Source organism: Pontibacter silvestris (assembly GCF_020907275.1).
In the GTDB taxonomy this organism is placed as follows: Bacteria; Bacteroidota; Bacteroidia; order Cytophagales; family Hymenobacteraceae; genus Pontibacter; species Pontibacter silvestris.
This window is the reverse complement of record NZ_JAJJWI010000017.1, coordinates 1-18,697: the sequence shown is the minus strand read 5'-3', so window position 1 is coordinate 18,697 and position 18,697 is coordinate 1. Positions and strand designations below refer to the sequence as shown.

Here is an 18,697-nt window from a genome sequence, read left to right as displayed (position 1 = left end):
TAATAGAAGACAAATGTTTTATATTATGAACTATATTAATCTACATTTTTTCCTTTCTATCTGAAATCCTCTCCGTAACGACTTACCTTTGCCATAACAATCGTAAACAGACCATATGAAAGACTATAAGAAGTACTATACTATACCAGCAGAGCCCGATGATGTATATGCTGCCATCACCAATCCTGTCACTATACAACTCTGGACCGGAGAGCCAGCCGAAATGTCTACAGAACCTGGATCAGAGTTTTCGATGTGGGACGGCAGTATTGTTGGCCGAAATATAGAGTTTGAAGAGGGGAAAAAAGTGGTACAGCAATGGTATTTTGGAGATCAAGCAGAAGAATCTATTGTAACAATTAAACTCCACCCTCACAAACATGGAACATCCGTAGAACTCCGCCACAACAATATACCAGACGAAGCTTACACAGATATAACAGAAGGCTGGGATGAAAGCTACTTTGGTGCTCTGGCTGAGTTCTACGAGGTAGATTATTAAGGCGAACCCGCGACCTTCTTTTCTTTTAATGATCAAAAGAGCCGTATCTGTTTAACAAAAGTAAACTCGATACGGCTCTTGTCTCCCTTCTTACCCTTAAAGTAAACCTCTGTCACGCTTAGTAAGGTAGTCTAATACTTCATCTACAGAAGCCAGATCTCCTTTTTCATGATATTTCCGGATACGCTCCATCTCTCCTGCTATTAGCTCGGCTCTGGTACCTTGCACAGCACCTTGTGAATGCTTTACTTCCTCTTGCCACGGCAAAGCCTCACCCGGAAGACTGTACAAAAACAGTTGGGGATACTCCTGCAATGCTGCCGTAACAGCAGCCATAAAAGCCCGTGTTTGCTGAAACGGTGAAGCTGAAACCAATAATGCTTTGTATCCTTGCTTTTTAGCATGTGCAACCAGCGACTCTGCTTCTATGCGTGTATGCAGCAGCTCGGTATCAGCTGGCACAGGAGGCACCGGCTCCAACTGGCTTTCGGAAACTCCCAGGCTTCTTAACTCCTGTTTCCAATTATCAAAACCAAGATAACCACTTATTGGCCCTGTGTTGACAAACATCACTTTAGCAGCAATATTACTAACCAAAACATGACGAGCTGCAGTAAACACAGCATTCTGATTGTCTGCTGTCTGACCGAATAGAAATAAGCCATCTACTGACGTTGCTGGCGCTGTGTCACAAAGTGTACGAATAATCAGTTCTTCTATCATAGTGCCACCTTATACGATTGCACCGAGGCATAGATACCTGCGAATAAGTTTAGCTTAGTCCGGCCATCATAGAGGTGTATAAGGCACGCCTTTCATAGGCAATATATTTATGGATTTACATTTTGCCCGTTGCTTTTCTTAAATACTTTAAAGAGAAAATAGAAAGCTGGAATGACTAACACTAGTCCTACAAACAAAGCAATTAATAACTGATAAAGTGTTGCATAAGGTGCCTGTGTATTATAAAAAGTAAGATGATTGCCATTTTTTTCATATACCAGTATAGGAAACTGAATAGCAAACCAACCAAACATAATCAATGCAACCTGTAAACTTATTGCCGCTCTTAAGTAAGCAATGTTTGGATGATTAAACAGGTAAAAGACAACAGGTATTAACAGAACTACTAAACTGAAAGCCGTTATACTCAACCGGGATTTAAAGAACTCATTGAACAGGTTATGATTTTCGAATTCAGCAGCGGCAAAAACGAGAACACCCATAACAAATGTCAGCAGCAGAAATATTTTAGAAAGGCTGATATACCTTTTTTGCTCTGTTGAATGTCTTGCCTCACCTATCAGGAATACTGCTGCTATATAGCCAAAAAGCGAGGCTGAAAACAGCCCCATAACCAGACAAAACACATTGAACCAGGGCCTTATAAATTGCTCGTAAAAACTACCTGAATTACTTAAGGTGATGTTTCCCAGAATCATGGCACCAAGTGTGATACCTAAAAAAACAGGTGTTATAAAACTTGATACCTTAAAAAAAGCAGTATAATATTTATGGGTGTTATCATCGGCAACATCATAATGGCGAAACGTAAAAGAAGACCCACGAAGAACGATACCGATCAGCACGACCATAAGCGGAATGTGGAGCGATACGCTTATAGTGGAATATACTTGTGGAAAGCCTGTAAATATGATTACAATAGCTAAAATTAACCATACATGATTAGCTTCCCAAACAGGTGCTATAGCTTTTGAAATAGTTTTCTCACCTTCCTTACCTGCAAATGTCTCTACGATGCCTGCCCCAAAATCTGCACCTCCTAACAATGTGTACAATATAAAGGAGACGCCAAGTATTATGATAATGATCTGAAGCATCGTTTATTCATTTGTGTTTCTAGCCGAAGGATAATGGGTTTCAACGGTTTCTATTTGCCTACGCATTAACCAGATTAATATTAAAGTCAGTAATAAGTAAACCGTACTTATTACATAAAAAGAATACTGCAGCCCCGGCATAGATGAAACTGCATCTTTAGTTTTCATTACTCCATAAATAATCCAGGGTTGGCGGCCTACTTCAGTTACCGTCCAGCCGGCTTCAACTGCAATAAAACCAAGAGGAGTAAGGCAGGCAATAAATAATAACCACCATTTTTCAGACAGAAGATGCTTCCGCCACACGCTCAACACAATGAACAGCAAACCTGCAAAAGCGAGTAAAAAACCGATGCCCACCATTAGTTGAAAAGCGATATGAGTAATTAACACAGGTGGCCTTTCTGCTTTTGGAAACTGATCAAGACCTATGACCTCAACATCAAAATCACCATGAGCCAGAAAGCTCAGAAACCCGGGAACATGAATGGCATAATCAACACGTTCCTCTTCATCGTTGGGAATGCCACCTATTACTAAATCGGCTGGTTTACTTGTTTTGTATAAAGCCTCTAGCGTTGCCAGCTTTGCCGGCTGCCTTTCCGCAATGTCTTTGGCTGAGAAATCGCCGCTTATCGGTTGTAAAAAAGCAGTAACCGCACCAAAGGACAAAGCGATTTTAACCGCTGTTCTATGAAAAGCGTTCTTTCTGTTTTTGATTAATAAGTAAGCATGAACTCCGGCTACTGCAAAAGAAGTGGCAACAAACGCAGCCAAGGTCATGTGTAATGCCTGCGATAGCCAGGCATCATTGAACATAGCAGCTACAGGATCAATATTTACTGCTTTACCATTTTCCCATGTAAACCCTGCGGGGCTGTTCATCCATGCATTGGCAGACACCACAAATACACCTGACATAACTCCAGAAATGCCTACTACAACACCTGAAAGCCAATGCACCCATTTATTCAACCTGTTCCAGCCGTACAAAAAGACACCTAACGCAATGGCTTCCACAAAAAAAGCAGTCCCTTCCCACGAAAAGGGCATACCAATAATAGGTCCGGCATGCCTCATAAACCCCGGAAAAAGCAAGCCCAGTTCAAAAGACAATACTGTGCCTGAAACAGCCCCTACAGCAAAAAATATAGCCACGCCTTTAGACCATGCTTTGGCTACATCTATGTACACCTGTTTATTTGTTTGCAACCATTTCCATTCACTAAAAGCCATTAATACAGGCATCGTCATACCAATACAGGCAAACACAATATGCCAGCCTAAAGACACTGCCATTTGCAAACGCGCTGCCAAAAGATCATCCATGAGGTAAGCATTAAATTAAATCTCTTAAAGCTACTAACGTCTTTCTTTACTTTTGTTTTGATTTATGCAATAAAAGATAATACAGTTGTTTGCATAGGAAGAGTTAGACAAATAATCTCTTATAGGACTAGATATCATAGATTGATATTTATATAACTCTACTTCCTGCCATTTATCTCTATTTTTTTGCTTCTAACTTCTGATAACTGCCGCTATGGGCATCTCATACTTAGGCAATGCCAACAAAAACACTTTGGAATTTCATAAAACATTCTGACCTAAGGTGCTTTGTTATAACAAGCAGTTTAGGAAATATGGTAGTTCTCACTAATGAAGAATCACCAGCTCTTGAGAGCTCTACTATATTTTGCTAAGAGAGAAAGAAGATTATAAATAAAGAGTTCATCTCTTTATTTCAGGGAAAAGAACCCATCAGCAACGGTTTTTGCACCAATACTTATCTTATTGTACAAAAGGATAATCTCCACTGATGTTGCACCATTTACTAATCCTTTGATTAGTGATACCCAAGCACCAAAGTACAAACTGGCATTTTAAGAATGAACTTCTCTAAACGAGGAATATTTAACAAAGAAGATAACAGGACCAATAACTGGCAGAAATAGAGTTCCAATAAGCCAAGCTATCTTTTGAATAGCTTCCAATTTATTAGTTCTCAATATCATTATCCAAGAAACAATAAATACAATTACTGACAGGAAAGTCATTGTCTGCCAAACAATTAATCCAAAGCTTGGTGTAACTAATTCCATAATAGCTAATTTTAACATTAATTTACAAAATTGAGCTGTTTTATTAGAACTGAAGCTTTAATTTTTGGCTAATAACCGCTTCACCCCTATTCATACAAAGAAGCTGTACGTAAATCCATGAGTGTTGACTGTGGAGGAATACGCTTGGCTCTGAGAAACCTATTTAGCTCATTCTCATCAAAATTAGAAGCAGCAGGGTTCATACTGCTAATGCGAACTTTCCCGGAAGAATGAATAAATTCTTGATTACCGCCAATCCACATGCCGACATGTACGACACGCTCCGGCTTACCATCATGTGCGGGCACACCAAAAAATAGCAGATCGCCAGGCCGGAGATTACCCCAACCACTTTTCGTATCTACCAACTCGCCGAGGTGTACCTGCTGCGAGGCATCACGAGGCAGTACCAGGCCATTCATAAAGTAAACTGTTTTTGTAAAGCCACTGCAATCTACTCCTTTAAAAGAAGTACCGCCCCACAGGTAAGGCAGGCCTAAAAGACGCCTGGAAGTTGACACTAGATTTTCTTCTGATGGCTGACGTGTACGAACCCACTCCTTATACTTAACGGCTGCCGAGCCTGGCACATAAGCTAAACGCCCGTCAGGATATCTCACTTCATAAAAACCTTTCTTTGCCTGGCTTTGGATAGCTACTACATCACCATAAACTAAATCGGAAACAGTGGCACCCTCTGCATTAGGTCCAGCATAGGAGAAACCATAAGGATTTGTGTAGAGTAATTTCTCACTTTGCTGCCACTGTGCAAGCTCGGTATCGTTTACCAATTTAATACCACCTGCATCTACCCAGGCTAAATAATCATCAGGTGTCTGCACCAAATACCAGCCATTTTCTTTTTTCCACACATTAAGCGCCATGCCCATTGTCGCCTGCGTAGCCAACTCAGCGGAATGCTTTGGCTGAGACCGCAAATTAGCAACTGATACAGTAACAATAGCATGATTATTTCCGTTGAGTTCTTTTTCCGGTAACACCACAATACTATCCTGATAGGAAATATTTTCAGCTTGAAGGCGCTGTAGCAACGCAGCTTTAGCACCCGGAAGGTTAGTCTCCCCACGAAGTACATTATCTTTGACTTTTACCTGAAACAGGGCAGTACGCTTATCTGGAGCATATTCCTTGCGAATGGCATCTACAGAAGCCTGTATAGAAGAAGCAGAGGAGGTGGATGCTATATTAGACGGGCTACTAACGCAAGCCATCAAAAAACCTAACAGCAGTATAAGTGGACTAGTTTTCATAAGAACAATACTTTAATTCAAATATAGCTTTTTTGCTCATCTTTTAGAAAAACAAAACAGAGCTTGTACTTTAAATAGACATTCATTTTCCAGAAAGCGTTTCTTTATTGGCTTTACACAAATTAAAGATTAAGCCCTGATATCCTTGAACAGCTTATATATGAAAATATCTGGTTGAAATCCTTCTTCTAAAAGCTGGTATATAAAGTTAACCTACGGTGCCACCATCTGCATCAGAATGCCGCAAAGATAAGCGCCATAAGTACCTACAGCATATCCAAACACAGCTAATAAAACACCAACCGGGGCCAGAGCAGTATGGAAAGCACTCGCTATAATAGGTGCAGAAGCAGCCCCGCCTATGTTGGCTTCGCTGCCCACAGCCAAAAAGAAAAAAGGAGATCTGATGAGTTTAGCAACAATAATGAGCAAGGTCACATGAATACAAATCCAGATAAAGCCAACAAGAAACAGCCCTGGATAGTTAACAATAGCCGTTAGATCCATCTGCATACCAATAGTGGCCACCAGAATGTAGAGAAATAAGTTACCAATACGTGAAGCCCCTACTCCCTCCAGTTTACGGGCTTTTGTAAAGGATAATAACATACCAAACGTAGTTGCTATAATTACAAGCCAGAAAAAGCCGGATGTAAGACTAAACTTGTCCAGGTAAGGAGCATGCGTAGCAATCCAAGGAGCAATGATATCAGCTAGAAAATGAGAAAGCCCTGTTACGCCCAACCCCACTCCTATTATCCGCCAGGTATCTGCGGTTGTAGGAACCTTCATAATATTGGCTCTATATTGCTCTATTTTTTCTTTGAGTTCATTAACTGCTGTGTTGTCAGCCTTAAAAAAACGGTCAATCCTTTCCGAGTTACCCGCACCATATAGCAGCACGGCCATCCACAGGTTAGCCATAATTACGTCTACTGCTATCATAGCAGAGAAAAGGCCCGGGCTTGGTTGAAACACCTCAAACATAGCTAACTGGTTGGCTCCTCCTCCTATCCAGCTTCCCGCAATGGTGGTCATTCCTCGCCAGACAGCATCCGGCCCTGCCCCGCCTACTATACCAGGAGCAAACATCGACACTATTAAAATAGCCAGAGGGCCACCTAGTACTATCCCGACAGTGCCCGTAATAAACATAAGCCCGGCCTTATGCCTTAATTTCCATATTTCTTTCAGGTCGAGACTAATCGTGAACAGTACTAAACTGGCAGGCAGTAAGTAACGAGAGGCCATATTATAAAGGCCGGAATACTCACCGGATATAATGCCAAACGAGTTGAGTAAGCTAGGGATAAGATAACACAACAACACGGAAGGAACTACTGAATAAAACTTCTTAAAGAATGGTCTGTCGCTTGCTGAGGTGGAAAACACCAGCATTAAAATAACGGCTAATATGCCTAGTACAACAGCATCGTTGGTGATAAGTGGCTCTTGTAAAGCGTCTTGCTCCATGTTTGTTGGCTAAATTGAGGTATCAAGTATGGTTAAAATTTAAAATAACATATTCTAGTACTGGCCTTTAGTAGGAGTAAAACTACAATAGTACAGGTTTCAAAAATCAGCTTATAAAGAAAAACTGACAGGCGTAAAATACAGCTACTACAGGAAACCAAAAACAGGTTAGGCTCATTATTAAAACCGTAGCCGAACAAATATAGTCAGAAACAGCAGAAACTGGCAAGGTTAAGCAAAGGCATGCAAATTGTTTAAATAACAACACTCAATAAAATAAACTGCAATTGTACTGCTTAATCAGTTTTTAAGTATTTTTGAAAGGATATATGGAAGAACAGAAAAACAACCCCCTACACGGCAAAACGCTGGAGATGATTTTAGTACAACTAGTGGATTTCTATGGATGGGAGCATCTAGGATATAAGATAAACATCAATTGTTTTAATAACGATCCCAGCATTAAGTCAAGCCTAAAGTTTTTAAGAAGAACTCCTTGGGCACGCAAGCAAGTAGAAGACTTGTATATCAGCACCTTTGCCAGTTAGAAAGTTCTTAAGATTTTTCAACTGAAATGGCACAGCTATAGTCTCTTCTCCAGGAGACTATATTAGTTTCTGCCGCACTTGCTTTTCTTTTGGCATTAGTTTTATCTTTATTGTAGCTCGATAGCCATAAAGGGCTCCTTACTGGAACTCAGTAAATCAGACATTACTATTTATTTATAAGCCTAAATAGGCTCTAGTACTTTCACTTGAGCCTGATCTCATAAACAAAAAAGAAAATAGCCGTACAACTGAGCTAAATAAACCAGAATTATGCAAACTGACGGTATTATATTTGATCTTGACGGCACTTTATGGGATGCATCGGAAACCTTAGCTAAAGCCTGGCAAGAGACAAAACCTCAAATAAACTTTGAATTTCAGGATATTTCCCCCGATGATATCCGGCAGGTAGCAGGCATGAAGCACGACCTTGTTTACAAAGAATGGTTCCCGGATTTAAGTGAGGAACAACAGCAGGAATTAATGCAGGTAAGCGGGAAAGAAAAAATAGCTCACCTTAAAAAGTATGGAGGCGAATTATACAATGACCTTGAGGACACACTAAAGTACCTGCACAGCAGGTACAAACTTTTCATCGTCAGCAATTGCCAGGATGGTTACATTGAAGCTTTTCTAGAACATCATCACCTGCACAATTATTTCGACGATTATGAATGCCCAGGCAGAACAGGGCTTCCTAAAGACGATAATATAAAGGATGTTGTTAAGCGCAACAATTTAAAAGCTCCTATATATGTTGGAGATACACAAGGCGACTACGATGCAAGCCACAAAGCTGGTGTACCTTTTATTTACGCCCGCTATGGCTTCAGAGATGTAAAAGGCTATGAGCAAAGCATAGACCATTTCTCTGATTTAAGAAAGATTTTGTAGGAAATAAATTGCTTTTCTATAAGCTCTGTTTTCCTTTCGAATTATAAAGGAAGACCTCTGTGTTGGGTAAGCAATTATGAAATTTGCTTACCCAACATAAAAGTTACACATGTAAACTCAGTAGACAGCGGTTATAACTACAATTACAAGCTAAGAGCTACTTCCTGAAAACAACATATTTCTTAGTTAGGTAATTAAATACCGCTACCACACCAATAGCTAACGCTTTACCAATATTTGCATCTAAAACAACCTGCTCCACAAAATACCACACAAGATACTGGTTCATAGCAACACCCATCAGAGTAAAAATTAAAAAAGCAGTAAATTCAATTCTCCCAGAGTACTTACTTCTTTCAAATACCATCTTTCTGGATACAAAGTAGTTTAAAACTACTGCTGCTAATAAAGACAATATGTTAGCATAGAGATACTTAACGCCATAAAAGTCATTTAGTATTGCGAAGAGAATAAATTCCACTCCTGCACAAAAGCCACCAACTAATATAAATCTTAAAACCTGGCTTTTATGGGCTTTTTTCGTAACTGACATTATATACCTATTTCTAATGTTACTAAAAACATAACCAAATATTTACAAATATGTTATAAAAACAAAATCATCAAAAAAAATGACATAATGCACAACTACCTTAAACTCTAAAACTGTTATTATGTATTTTGATCATGAATTAAGTATAATGATAAAATTTATAATCAAAATACATAATAATTTTAAATATATAAATTATTAATTATAAATTTACATTATCGAATAAACCTTATATAACAATGTTTTAATTTTACAATTAAAGAGAAGCAACACGGCTCATTCATTCTATGATTTATAACAAAACACTCTCAAGATTCTACCATGAACAAAGAAACAACTGTTGATTGGAGAAAAGTAAAAGCCGTCATATTTGATGTGGATGGAACCCTGTATGATCAGTCAAAACTCAGGAAGAAAATGTTGCTCGCACTCCTTAATTTTTATTTGTGGCGTCCTTGGAGGATCAATGAAATAATGATGCTGGCACACTTTAGATCAGAACGAGAAAGAAGAGCCGGAAGATACTGTCAGGACCTGGAAAATGCTCAGTATACATGGTGCTCCGAAAAAAAAGGTTATCCGGTATCTAAAATCAGAGAAGTAGTAGAACAATGGATCTTTAAACATCCTGTAAAGTATCTAGAACAATGTATGTACCTCGGAACACGAGAGTTTTTCAACACACTACGTCAACATGATATAAAAATAGCCATATACTCTGACTACAAAGCTTATGATAAACTTAAAGCTATGAACTTGGGCGCAGACTTAGTCGTAAGTTCAACTGATCCGGAAGTAGATCGGCTGAAGCCAGATCCCAAAGGTTTGATTTATGCATCTGCACGATTAGGAGTGGCCATAGAAGACTGCTTATTTATTGGAGACCGGCATGAAATGGATGGGGCTTGTGCTTTGAGCGCAGGTATGCCTTATTTAATTGTTGATAAAAAGCCTTTTGAAGAATTCGACTTTTATACAACCCTTACCTCTCATTTAACACAAACTATTAAACAACAAACGTATGGGAAACAACACAACGCATCCTGATTCTGTTGCTGCCTCGCAAGCACCTGACTATGCTTCGCAGGAACAAGTTACTATTCCCGCCTCATTTAAAGATTATGTAACTATAGCCCGGCCAGATAATTGGGTCAAAAATGTGTTCATGGTGCCAGGAATGCTTTTTGCTTTGATTGTCTATCAAGCCTCCCTTGATCTAACGTTATTCTCCAGAGTAGTAGTTGGAGTAATAAGTACCTGCCTGATCGCCTCTGCCAACTATGTAATAAATGAGTACTTAGATGCTGAGTTTGACAGATTTCACCCATTAAAGAGAAAACGTACTTCTGTTGTACGTATTGTAAACCCTACTTTAGTTTATCTTGAGTATGCACTATTAGCTGCAACAGGCTTATCTTTGGCTTTTACTATCTCTGTGCAGTTTTTTGTGATAGCCGCGTTTTTACTTTTCATGGGCTTTATATATAACGTTAAACCCTTCCGCAGTAAAGACCGTGTTTTTCTTGATGTATTATCTGAATCAGTTAATAACCCTATCAGGTTTGCCCTAGGTTGGTTTATCTTTACCCCTGTTGTTGTGCTACCAGAAAGTGCATGGAATTTAGAATGGCTTACTTTTCCGCCCCTAAGCATTATTGTAGCGTATTGGATGGGAGGAGCATTTTTGATGGCCACAAAACGCTTTGCTGAATATCGCTTGATAGGTGACCCGGAACGGGCAGGGCTTTACCGCAGGTCGTTCAGGTTTTACACTGAAAACTCTCTGCTCATCTCTATGTTCTTTTATGCTCTTACATCTGCTTTCTTCCTGGGTATATTTCTTATAAAAAATCGTTTGGAACTGCTGATTAGCTTCCCCTTCTTTGCATTACTGTTTGCCTGGTATCTAAAAATCGGGCTGCTCAAAGATTCACCTGTACAAGGTTCAGAAAAGCTTTATACCAGAAAGTGGTTTATGCTTTATGTTGTGTTCTTTTCTGCACTACTCGTAGCGCTAATGTTTGTTGATTTCCCTTGGTTGCAGTGGTTCTTAAAAGAAACTACTTACAAATAAATTAATAATTTAATTAAGGTTCCTACTTATGTCCCGATACCAGTTTAGCTGTTATCGGGACACATTATTATAATATATATCTTCCACTTTCATTCTCCTCACACATTTTTGAAGGGAAGACAACAATGTAATATTAAACACATTACTATTTTGAGTGCATCTTAGGAATGATTTTCTGGAAGGCATTAGCAATGCCTAGTATTCATTTAGTAATTTCTGGAGGGAAAGTATATAGCACCAATGATCTAAAAAAGGCGTTGGAAGCACTAAAACAATAGCTGCAGTTTAGCTAGGTTTTATACTAAGTAGCCAAATGTTTAAGAGAAACAGCCAAAGGCCTGAACTTACTTCTACTCAACCACTTCCAGCTTTCCACTTTCCTGATACTTCAGCACCCCTACATCCAGCAACTCACGAATAAGCACTGTTACAGCTTCTGAATATTTAGGCTCAAATTGTTGTACTAACTCTTTCGGCAGATATTGCTTTTCCTGCAGCAGCCCTAAAAGTTTGTTTTTTAATGGTTCTTCCTCCTGCACCTCACGCTCTTTTTTGCGCTCCGCCAGGCAATAATCACAAATGCGGCAGCGCTTATCTGTTATCTCTCCAAAGTACTCCAACAGCAGCTGTGTGCGACATCGTGTAGTGCTTTCCACATAATGGCCCATTTCCTGCGCATGTTCTCTAGCCCGCCTTCGTAGTTGGTCCAGCTTTTTCGTATCTAGTTTCAGATTGGCAGCATCTTGCCTAGGTTGTGTGAAAATAATTTGCGGAGAGTCGCGTTGGGGTTCATAAACAACTACCTGCAGCTTGTGCAGATAAGCAAGTTTGCGCCTTAGTTCCTGCTCTGGAATATGTAGCTGTTGTGCTAGCCTGTGCTCCGAAATCTTCACAAAGTTAGTAAATGCTTCCCCGCCATAAAGCCTTAGTATCAGGCGAAGCAGTATGTCATGATCTGGGTTAGCCAGTTGATATTCATAAAGAGCCGTATTATCCAATGCCAGCAAAAGCTTTGATGGTGTATAGTAACCTTCATTTAATTGTACATAGCCTTCCGATTCCAATCGTTTTACAGCATAGTGTGTCTCCAGTGGTTTTAACTTATAGCTCTTACTGAAGCCCGCTAAATCAAAATCAAAGTTACTCATTATGCCACTTCCTACTGCTAGTTGATAATAGTTAGCCAATGATTGATACACACGCCGTATCAGCTCTACAGGTGGGTGCGCTTCCTCTACTTTTCGCTGCAGCTCAGCCACATCATTAGAGCCACACAGGACAACGGCATAAGCGTATTTCTCGTCGCGCCCTGCACGACCAGCTTCCTGATAGTAAGCCTCTAAGCTTTCAGGCAGATCCAGGTGAACAACCAGCCGTACATCTGGCTTGTCTATACCCATGCCGAATGCATTGGTAGCGACAATTACCCGTACTTTGTCTTGGACCCAGGAAGTCTGTACCATACTGCGCTGCTCAAACTTTAACCCCGCATGATACGCTGCAGCTGAAATCAGCCTGCTCTGAAGAAGCTTTGCAATCTCGACTGTTTGCTTTCGGCTTCGCACATACACGATGCTTTGGCCTGGCATACGCTGCAAAATCTCTAACAGGCGATTAGTTTTATCTTCTGTGTAAAGGCAGGAGTAAGAGAGGTTAGCCCGGGCAAAGCTTTTCTGGAAAACATTTTTTTCGTTAAACAGCAGCTTCTTCTGTATATCTTCCTTCACCACCTCTGTAGCAGTGGCAGTAAGCGCAATAACAGGAACCCCAGGCAAGGCTTCCCTGAGCTCTGACAACTGCAGGTAAGGAGGCCGGAAGTCGTAACCCCACTGCGAGATACAGTGTGCCTCATCTATAGCCAGCAAACCTACTTTCATGCGTTTTACCCGCTCCTGAAACAACTCCGTAAGCAAACGTTCTGGTGACAGGTAGAGAAACTTCACGTTGCCATACACGCAGTTGTCAAAGGCAATGTCAATCTCTTTTCTGTTCATGCCAGAATATATAGCCACTGCTGGTATACCTCTCTTTTTAAGCTGCTCTACCTGGTCTTTCATTAAGGCAATAAGCGGTGTAATTACCAGGCACAGTCCTTCCTTTGCCAGCGCCGGCACCTGAAAACAGATAGATTTTCCGCCGCCTGTCGGCAACAGGGCAAGCGTATCTTTTCCTGCCAGTACAGAACGGATAATATCCTCCTGCAAAGACCGGAACTGCTCATAGCCCCAATAGGATTTTAATATGTGGTGGATGTCCTGCAAAGGATTTACAATCGAGTTTAGCTCTCAAATTTACAAAACTTAAGCAACTTAGAATAACTGCAATCTTCTAAACATGGCCTCAACTGCTCTATTCGAATTCCTTAACAGTAACAAGAAAAAGCCCTATCTCATTTATGAGACAGAGCTTGGATACGTTTAATGTTGATATACTTAAGCGGCTGCAGACTGACCATCTTCACGCTCTTCAATTACTTTTTTCAGTTTATCTATTGCCTGTGCTGCACGCTCTTCATCCAACCTGTTTATGTTAAGCAACATTTTGGTTTTTTCCTGGCGCGTGATAACCGGGTTATTCAGCAAGCGAATAATTTCCTCTTTCTGCTTAGCAGATGCATAACGCACACTTGTTGATACTTGTGTTTCGGCTACATCTTTCTCTACAGCTGGTGCAGGATCAGCAGCAGCTGCTTTCATGGTTGCTTTCTTCTCTGTCGGTACCGCAGGTCTGGCTTCTTTAGCTGCATCATTGCCAGTGTAGTCCATTTCCTCTACTGGAGTTGGTTCATATCCGGCTGCACGAATTATCCAGGCCAGAATATTTCTGTAAGCTTTACCAATGGCACGTGTCTGAGCCATAGAGGCGATAGCAAATTCTTGATAATACTTTTTACCCTGCTCACGGTTAGAGCAAATGGCAAAGCCTGCACCAACAATTTGCTGACTACGCAAGTCAAGCAGGTTAACTTTAGCCTGGTACTTTATCTCATCATCAGAACTAATGTTGATGACATGATCTACCACAGGTAGAATACCTAACCTGGAGCCAGCATATTGCCAACCTTCCACATTTACATATTCTTTTCCTTGTATGTTCTGATATAACCGGTTTTCCTTGATGAATTTCGCCAGGTCAACCGCCAAATGAAGTGTCTCATCTGACTTAGCGATGTCGTAGCTTTCAATCTTAGATTTTTTCTGCACTTTTGTCTCGTTATTTGACTGACTCATATTCACTTATATTCTTTGTTGTTGTACATATTATAAACACATCGACCTAGTAAATAGTGCAAAAAATAGAAAATATTACATCATGCAATTAATTAAAAATCAGTAACATATAAATTATTTATAAAATATTTTAACGGACTCTTCATCGGCCACAAAAAAAATAGAGAAATAGCTAAGGAATAGGACTGAGTTACCTAAAATAAAGAGAAGAGAGCATTAGCCATTATTAAAAATAGCGTAGGCGGAGGGAACAAACAGAACTTTAAGAGCTTTACAGATAAGCTTATCACTTTTGTACAGCCCCGAAAGAACAAAGCACTACCATGCACACCACTTGCTGGGCGGCAACAGGTGTAAAGTGTCTACAGGAGTATGAATCAGGTTTTATTAGGCAATGGGAGATTCCTGCACGATCATACCATCCTTCATAACCAAAGTACGATCTGCCATAGAAGCAAGCTGCTCGTTATGTGTAACTATAACAAAAGTCTGGTTAAACTCCTGCCGTAACCGAAAGAAGATATCATGCAGCTCCTGGGCATTTTGAGAATCCAGGTTTCCACTTGGTTCATCAGCAAAAATAATGCGAGGGGAATTAACAAGAGCACGTGCCACAGCTGTTCGCTGCTGCTCTCCACCGGACAACTCCGACGGTTTATGGTGTAACCGATGTGACAGGTTAAGCATTTTAAGCAACTCCTCTGCCTGCTGCTTTACTTCTTTTTCAGGCCTTCCAGCTAAAAAGCCAGGTAAGCAAGCATTTTCTAAGGCGGAAAACTCAGGGAGCAGGTTATGAAACTGAAAGATAAAACCAATATGCCTGTTACGAAAACGGGCCATATCTGTAGAATTCATCTTCGCAATATTATTGCCATCGAACAGCACATCACCTGAATCTGCTGTATCCAGAGTGCCCAGAATATGAAGTAAAGTACTTTTGCCGGCACCAGATGCTCCTACTATAGAAACAACCTCACCAGCTTGTATGGTAAGGTCAATGCCTTTAAGCACTTCAAGCGAACCGTATTTTTTATGAATGTTGGAAACCGTTAGCACTAACTATGGGATAAGTAGTATGATAGCTTCTTTAAAATTTAGCAATTACATTGCCAAAACTACAAAACAAAAGCTTTACTTTATATTCTACAGTAAAATTTGATAAAAGTGATGAACAAACAACGCTTTCTTGCTATAGAAAAGTACTTTAAACTAGCATTAAGAAGTAATCCGAGCCAGCAATTTTTATTCATCAAAACAAAGTAACAACTCCTTTGTAGTATTCTTCAGCCAAAGTAAAACCGGACTTCAGTTCTGCGCCTGGCTTGTTTTTCTGTTATCCTACCATCATATTTTGTTTAAACAGCCACTCCTGTCGCATAAGTATCTGGCTGGTCTTTAACATCGTTACAAAATTTATTTCCACAAAGAAGGTGCAGGCAATATTTTTAAAAACCTATTACTTGAATTTAAAGGGATAAAAGTTTACTTTCGTGCATCCAACATAACTGAAAGCATGAACATACACGAATATCAGGCTAAAGACATTCTAAAAGGCTACGGCGTTCGCATACAGGAAGGCATCGTGGCTGATACGCCAGAGCAAGCTGTAGAGGCTGCTAAAAAACTTACTGAAGAAACCGGAACAAGCTGGCATGTTATCAAAGCACAGATTCATGCAGGTGGTCGCGGTAAAGGCGGCGGTGTGAAACTTGCTAAGAACCTGGAGCAGGTTAAAGACATCTCTTCTCAGATACTTGGCATGACACTGGTTACACACCAGACTGGCCCTGAAGGGAAGCTTGTACAAAAAGTACTGGTAGCACAAGATGTTTACTATCCAGGTGATTCTGAGCCAAAAGAGTTTTACCTGAGCATTCTGCTGGATCGTGCCAAAGGCCAGAATGTTATCATGGCTTCTACCGAAGGTGGTATGGACATTGAGGAAGTTGCAGAGAAATCTCCTGAGAAAATATTTAAAGAGTGGATTGATCCAGCAACAGGTCTACAGCCGTTCCAGGCTCGTAAAGTTGCTTTTAACTTTGGCTTAGAAGGCGAAGCTTTTAAAGAGATGGTTAAATTTGTTACCAGCCTCTACAAAGCTTATGTAGACACAGACTCTTCTATGTTTGAGATTAACCCTGTGCTGAAAACATCTGACAATAAAGTATTGGCCGTTGACGCTAAAGTTAATTTAGACGACAACGCTCTTTACCGCCATAAGAACCTGGCTGACCTGCGCGATCTTTCTGAAGAAGATCCGTTGGAGGTTGAAGCTAGTGAGTCTAACCTTAACTACGTGAAGCTTGATGGAAACGTAGGCTGTATGGTGAATGGTGCCGGCCTTGCTATGGCTACCATGGACATCATTAAGCTTTCAGGAGGTGAGCCTGCTAACTTCCTTGACGTAGGGGGTGGGGCTAACGCACAGACTGTAGAAGCTGGTTTCCGTATCATATTGAAAGACCCTAATGTTAAGGCTATCCTGATTAACATTTTTGGTGGTATTGTACGTTGTGACCGTGTTGCAAACGGTGTGGTTGAGGCTTACAAAAACATAGGCGATATTAAAGTTCCTATTATTGTTCGTCTGCAAGGTACAAACGCTGAAGAGGGTGCCCGCATTATTGACGAGTCTGGTCTTAAAGTTTACTCTGCTGTAGCATTGAAAGAAGCTGCAGAAAAAGTAGAGCAAGTTTTAGCTGAAGCTTAATTCCAGATACATAATAAAACAGTAAAGGCTGCCCAGCTGGGCAGCCTTTACTGTTTTATTATGTATCTGGTGCTGTTAAAAGTCTAAGGCTTGAGATGCTTTAACATTTAAACTCATAGCTAGTCACACCTAGTTTCACACCACTTCAAGATCCACTTTTATGTTACCTCTGGTGCCTACTGAATATGGGCAAACCTTATGTGCCTCATCAACCAGAGTTTTAGCTTTCTCCTTATCCATTTCTTTTAAGTCTACTGATAACTTTACACTGAGTCCATACCCACCATCGTCTAGTTTGTTCAAGTCAACATGTGCCGTTACGGTAGACTCCGGGTTAAGGTGCTCCTGTGCTTTACCAGCCACTACCATTAGGGCACTCTGAAAGCAAGCTGCATAACCAGCTGCAAACAACTGCTCAGGGTTTGTGCTACCACCCTTGCCTCCCATTCCTTCCGGTACGGCTACTTTCATATCAACAATTCCGTCAGATGACTTAACATGGCCGTTTCGACCTCCGGTGGCAGTAACTTGTGCCGTATACAATTTTTCCATAGTTTGATATTATTTAATTCAGGCTTTTGTTAGCCAATAGTTTTTTAACTGCTGAGATAGCTGGTTTGTTTAGTAATTATGAAAGGTTTTACAAAAAATTAAAAATAAGCTGCAAGTATATTGATTATTTTTGCTGCTTATATTTCGTTTTATCGCCATACTTCCTATTTTTGCATCACCTAATGCACCCGTAGTTCAACTGGATAGAATATCGGATTTCGGCTCCGAGGGTTAGGGGTTCGAATCCTCTCGGGTGCACCTTACTGGACAAAGAGCTTTTTTGGCTTTTTGTCCAGTTTTTTTTACCCCCTAACTCCCTGTTTATCTGGTAGATAAGCGCTGCCACTCCGTTCACTCTAGCGGTTCGAACTCTATTTTCCTCAAACACCATATTTTCCGGGAATATCGAACCGATCAGCATGCGCCGTTCCAGGTTGCTGCCATGTTCATAGAGGGTGTCAAGCTCCATCAGGCGCTCCACTCCCTGCTTTAAAAGCCCCTCCAGGCTCGGCTTTTGCGACATGGTGTTCAGCTTTGCCTCCAGTTTCTCGATGTTAGCGCTATAGGTCGTCTTCATCTCCCGGAAGTCCTCCGGTTCGATTTGTGCGCTTGCCACCAGGTCGCGGGCATGGGCGATGCGCTTCTCCAAATCCCTGATGCGGCTAAGCACCTGCTGCCGCTCATCGATGTGATGTGCTCTTTGGCCTGGGCAAAGAAAGCTTCCTGGATCAGGCTGCGGTAAAGGGGAGCCAGCTCCCGACGGGGCACGAACTTTTTCAGCTCCTGCCGGAAAGCGCTGTGCACCTCCTCGGCTTTGGCGCGGTGGCGGCATCCCTTGACGCAGTGGTAGTAGGCATAGTAGGCGTTGCGCCCCTTAGACTTGCTGGCTGTGAGCTTCCGGCCGCAGTCCGGGCACATGAGATAGTGGAATTGCAATGTTTTACTGG

General features: G+C 40.9%; 17 protein-coding genes and 1 tRNA gene. 7 read left to right on the top strand and 11 right to left on the bottom strand.

Going from position 1 to position 18,697, the window contains the following annotated elements; all coding sequences use genetic code 11:
• Positions 1-115 precede the first annotated feature (115 nt).
• Complete coding sequence (locus LN995_RS15320) at positions 116-502, top strand: SRPBCC domain-containing protein (RefSeq protein WP_229961959.1); 387 nt, start codon at positions 116-118, stop codon at positions 500-502.
• A 96-nt stretch (positions 503-598) separates the two neighbouring features.
• On the opposite strand, the gene LN995_RS15315 is transcribed toward LN995_RS15320, so the two are convergent.
• The 6 genes from LN995_RS15315 to LN995_RS15295 all read right to left on the bottom strand — a co-directional run bounded on the left by LN995_RS15315 (position 599) and on the right by LN995_RS15295 (position 7,189).
• Positions 599-1,225, bottom strand: a complete 627-nt coding sequence (locus tag LN995_RS15315) for a YdcF family protein (RefSeq protein WP_229961958.1) — start codon at positions 1,223-1,225, stop codon at positions 599-601.
• A gap of 107 nt (positions 1,226-1,332) precedes the next feature.
• The gene (locus LN995_RS15310; RefSeq protein ID WP_229961957.1) at positions 1,333-2,343 is read right to left on the bottom strand and encodes a cytochrome d ubiquinol oxidase subunit II; all 1,011 of its coding nucleotides are present in this window, start codon (positions 2,341-2,343) and stop codon (positions 1,333-1,335) included.
• 3 nt (positions 2,344-2,346) lie between these two features.
• Positions 2,347-3,672 carry a cytochrome ubiquinol oxidase subunit I gene (locus LN995_RS15305; protein ID WP_229961956.1) on the bottom strand — a complete coding sequence of 442 codons (1,326 nt, stop codon included), beginning with the start codon at positions 3,670-3,672 and terminating at the stop codon, positions 2,347-2,349.
• Positions 3,673-4,226: 554 nt separating this feature from the next.
• On the bottom strand, positions 4,227-4,400 hold the full coding sequence (locus LN995_RS22185) for a PLDc N-terminal domain-containing protein (protein ID WP_394801833.1): 174 nt from the start codon (positions 4,398-4,400) through the stop codon (positions 4,227-4,229).
• Positions 4,401-4,531: 131 nt separating this feature from the next.
• Positions 4,532-5,716 carry a C40 family peptidase gene (locus LN995_RS15300; protein ID WP_229961955.1) on the bottom strand — a complete coding sequence of 395 codons (1,185 nt, stop codon included), beginning with the start codon at positions 5,714-5,716 and terminating at the stop codon, positions 4,532-4,534.
• 213 nt (positions 5,717-5,929) lie between these two features.
• On the bottom strand, positions 5,930-7,189 hold the full coding sequence (locus tag LN995_RS15295; RefSeq protein ID WP_229961954.1) for a DUF819 family protein: 1,260 nt from the start codon (positions 7,187-7,189) through the stop codon (positions 5,930-5,932).
• A gap of 329 nt (positions 7,190-7,518) precedes the next feature.
• Here LN995_RS15295 and LN995_RS15290 point away from each other — a divergent pair, with 329 nt between their 5' ends.
• Together LN995_RS15290 and LN995_RS15285 are read left to right on the top strand one after the other, a co-directional pair.
• Positions 7,519-7,737, top strand: coding sequence for a VF530 family protein (locus LN995_RS15290; protein WP_229961953.1), 219 nt, complete (start codon positions 7,519-7,521; stop codon positions 7,735-7,737).
• A 270-nt stretch (positions 7,738-8,007) separates the two neighbouring features.
• The gene (locus LN995_RS15285; protein WP_229961952.1) at positions 8,008-8,631 is read left to right on the top strand and encodes an HAD family hydrolase; all 624 of its coding nucleotides are present in this window, start codon (positions 8,008-8,010) and stop codon (positions 8,629-8,631) included.
• Positions 8,632-8,788: 157 nt separating this feature from the next.
• Here the strand turns inward: LN995_RS15285 and LN995_RS15280 are convergent, their stop codons facing one another.
• Positions 8,789-9,184 (bottom strand): GtrA family protein, encoded by a 396-nt coding sequence (locus LN995_RS15280; RefSeq protein ID WP_229961951.1) that lies wholly within the window; start codon positions 9,182-9,184, stop codon positions 8,789-8,791.
• A gap of 321 nt (positions 9,185-9,505) precedes the next feature.
• On the opposite strand from LN995_RS15280, the gene LN995_RS15275 reads away from it, so the two are divergent.
• Entirely contained in the window at positions 9,506-10,231 is a 726-nt protein-coding gene (locus LN995_RS15275) for an HAD family hydrolase (protein ID WP_229961950.1), read from the top strand.
• On the top strand, positions 10,206-11,258 hold the full coding sequence (locus LN995_RS15270) for a UbiA prenyltransferase family protein (protein WP_229961949.1): 1,053 nt from the start codon (positions 10,206-10,208) through the stop codon (positions 11,256-11,258). Before LN995_RS15275 ends, LN995_RS15270 begins: the two co-directional genes overlap by 26 nt.
• 350 nt (positions 11,259-11,608) lie before the next feature.
• On the opposite strand, the gene LN995_RS15265 is transcribed toward LN995_RS15270, so the two are convergent.
• The 3 genes from LN995_RS15265 to LN995_RS15255 form a co-directional block, all read right to left on the bottom strand.
• Positions 11,609-13,519 (bottom strand): RecQ family ATP-dependent DNA helicase, encoded by a 1,911-nt coding sequence (locus tag LN995_RS15265; RefSeq protein ID WP_229961948.1) that lies wholly within the window; start codon positions 13,517-13,519, stop codon positions 11,609-11,611.
• Positions 13,520-13,690: 171 nt separating this feature from the next.
• The gene (locus LN995_RS15260) at positions 13,691-14,488 is read right to left on the bottom strand and encodes a hypothetical protein (RefSeq protein ID WP_229961947.1); all 798 of its coding nucleotides are present in this window, start codon (positions 14,486-14,488) and stop codon (positions 13,691-13,693) included.
• 387 nt (positions 14,489-14,875) lie between these two features.
• Positions 14,876-15,544 carry an ABC transporter ATP-binding protein gene (locus tag LN995_RS15255; protein ID WP_229961946.1) on the bottom strand — a complete coding sequence of 223 codons (669 nt, stop codon included), beginning with the start codon at positions 15,542-15,544 and terminating at the stop codon, positions 14,876-14,878.
• 457 nt (positions 15,545-16,001) lie between these two features.
• On the opposite strand from LN995_RS15255, the gene sucC reads away from it, so the two are divergent.
• Positions 16,002-17,198, top strand: a complete 1,197-nt coding sequence (sucC, locus tag LN995_RS15250) for an ADP-forming succinate--CoA ligase subunit beta (protein ID WP_229961945.1) — start codon at positions 16,002-16,004, stop codon at positions 17,196-17,198.
• Positions 17,199-17,333: 135 nt separating this feature from the next.
• On the opposite strand, the gene LN995_RS15245 is transcribed toward sucC, so the two are convergent.
• On the bottom strand, positions 17,334-17,750 hold the full coding sequence (locus tag LN995_RS15245) for an organic hydroperoxide resistance protein (protein ID WP_229961944.1): 417 nt from the start codon (positions 17,748-17,750) through the stop codon (positions 17,334-17,336).
• Positions 17,751-17,934: 184 nt separating this feature from the next.
• On the opposite strand from LN995_RS15245, the gene LN995_RS15240 reads away from it, so the two are divergent.
• Positions 17,935-18,008: transfer RNA gene (locus LN995_RS15240), tRNA-Arg, on the top strand.
• Positions 18,009-18,697: the final 689 nt, after the last annotated feature.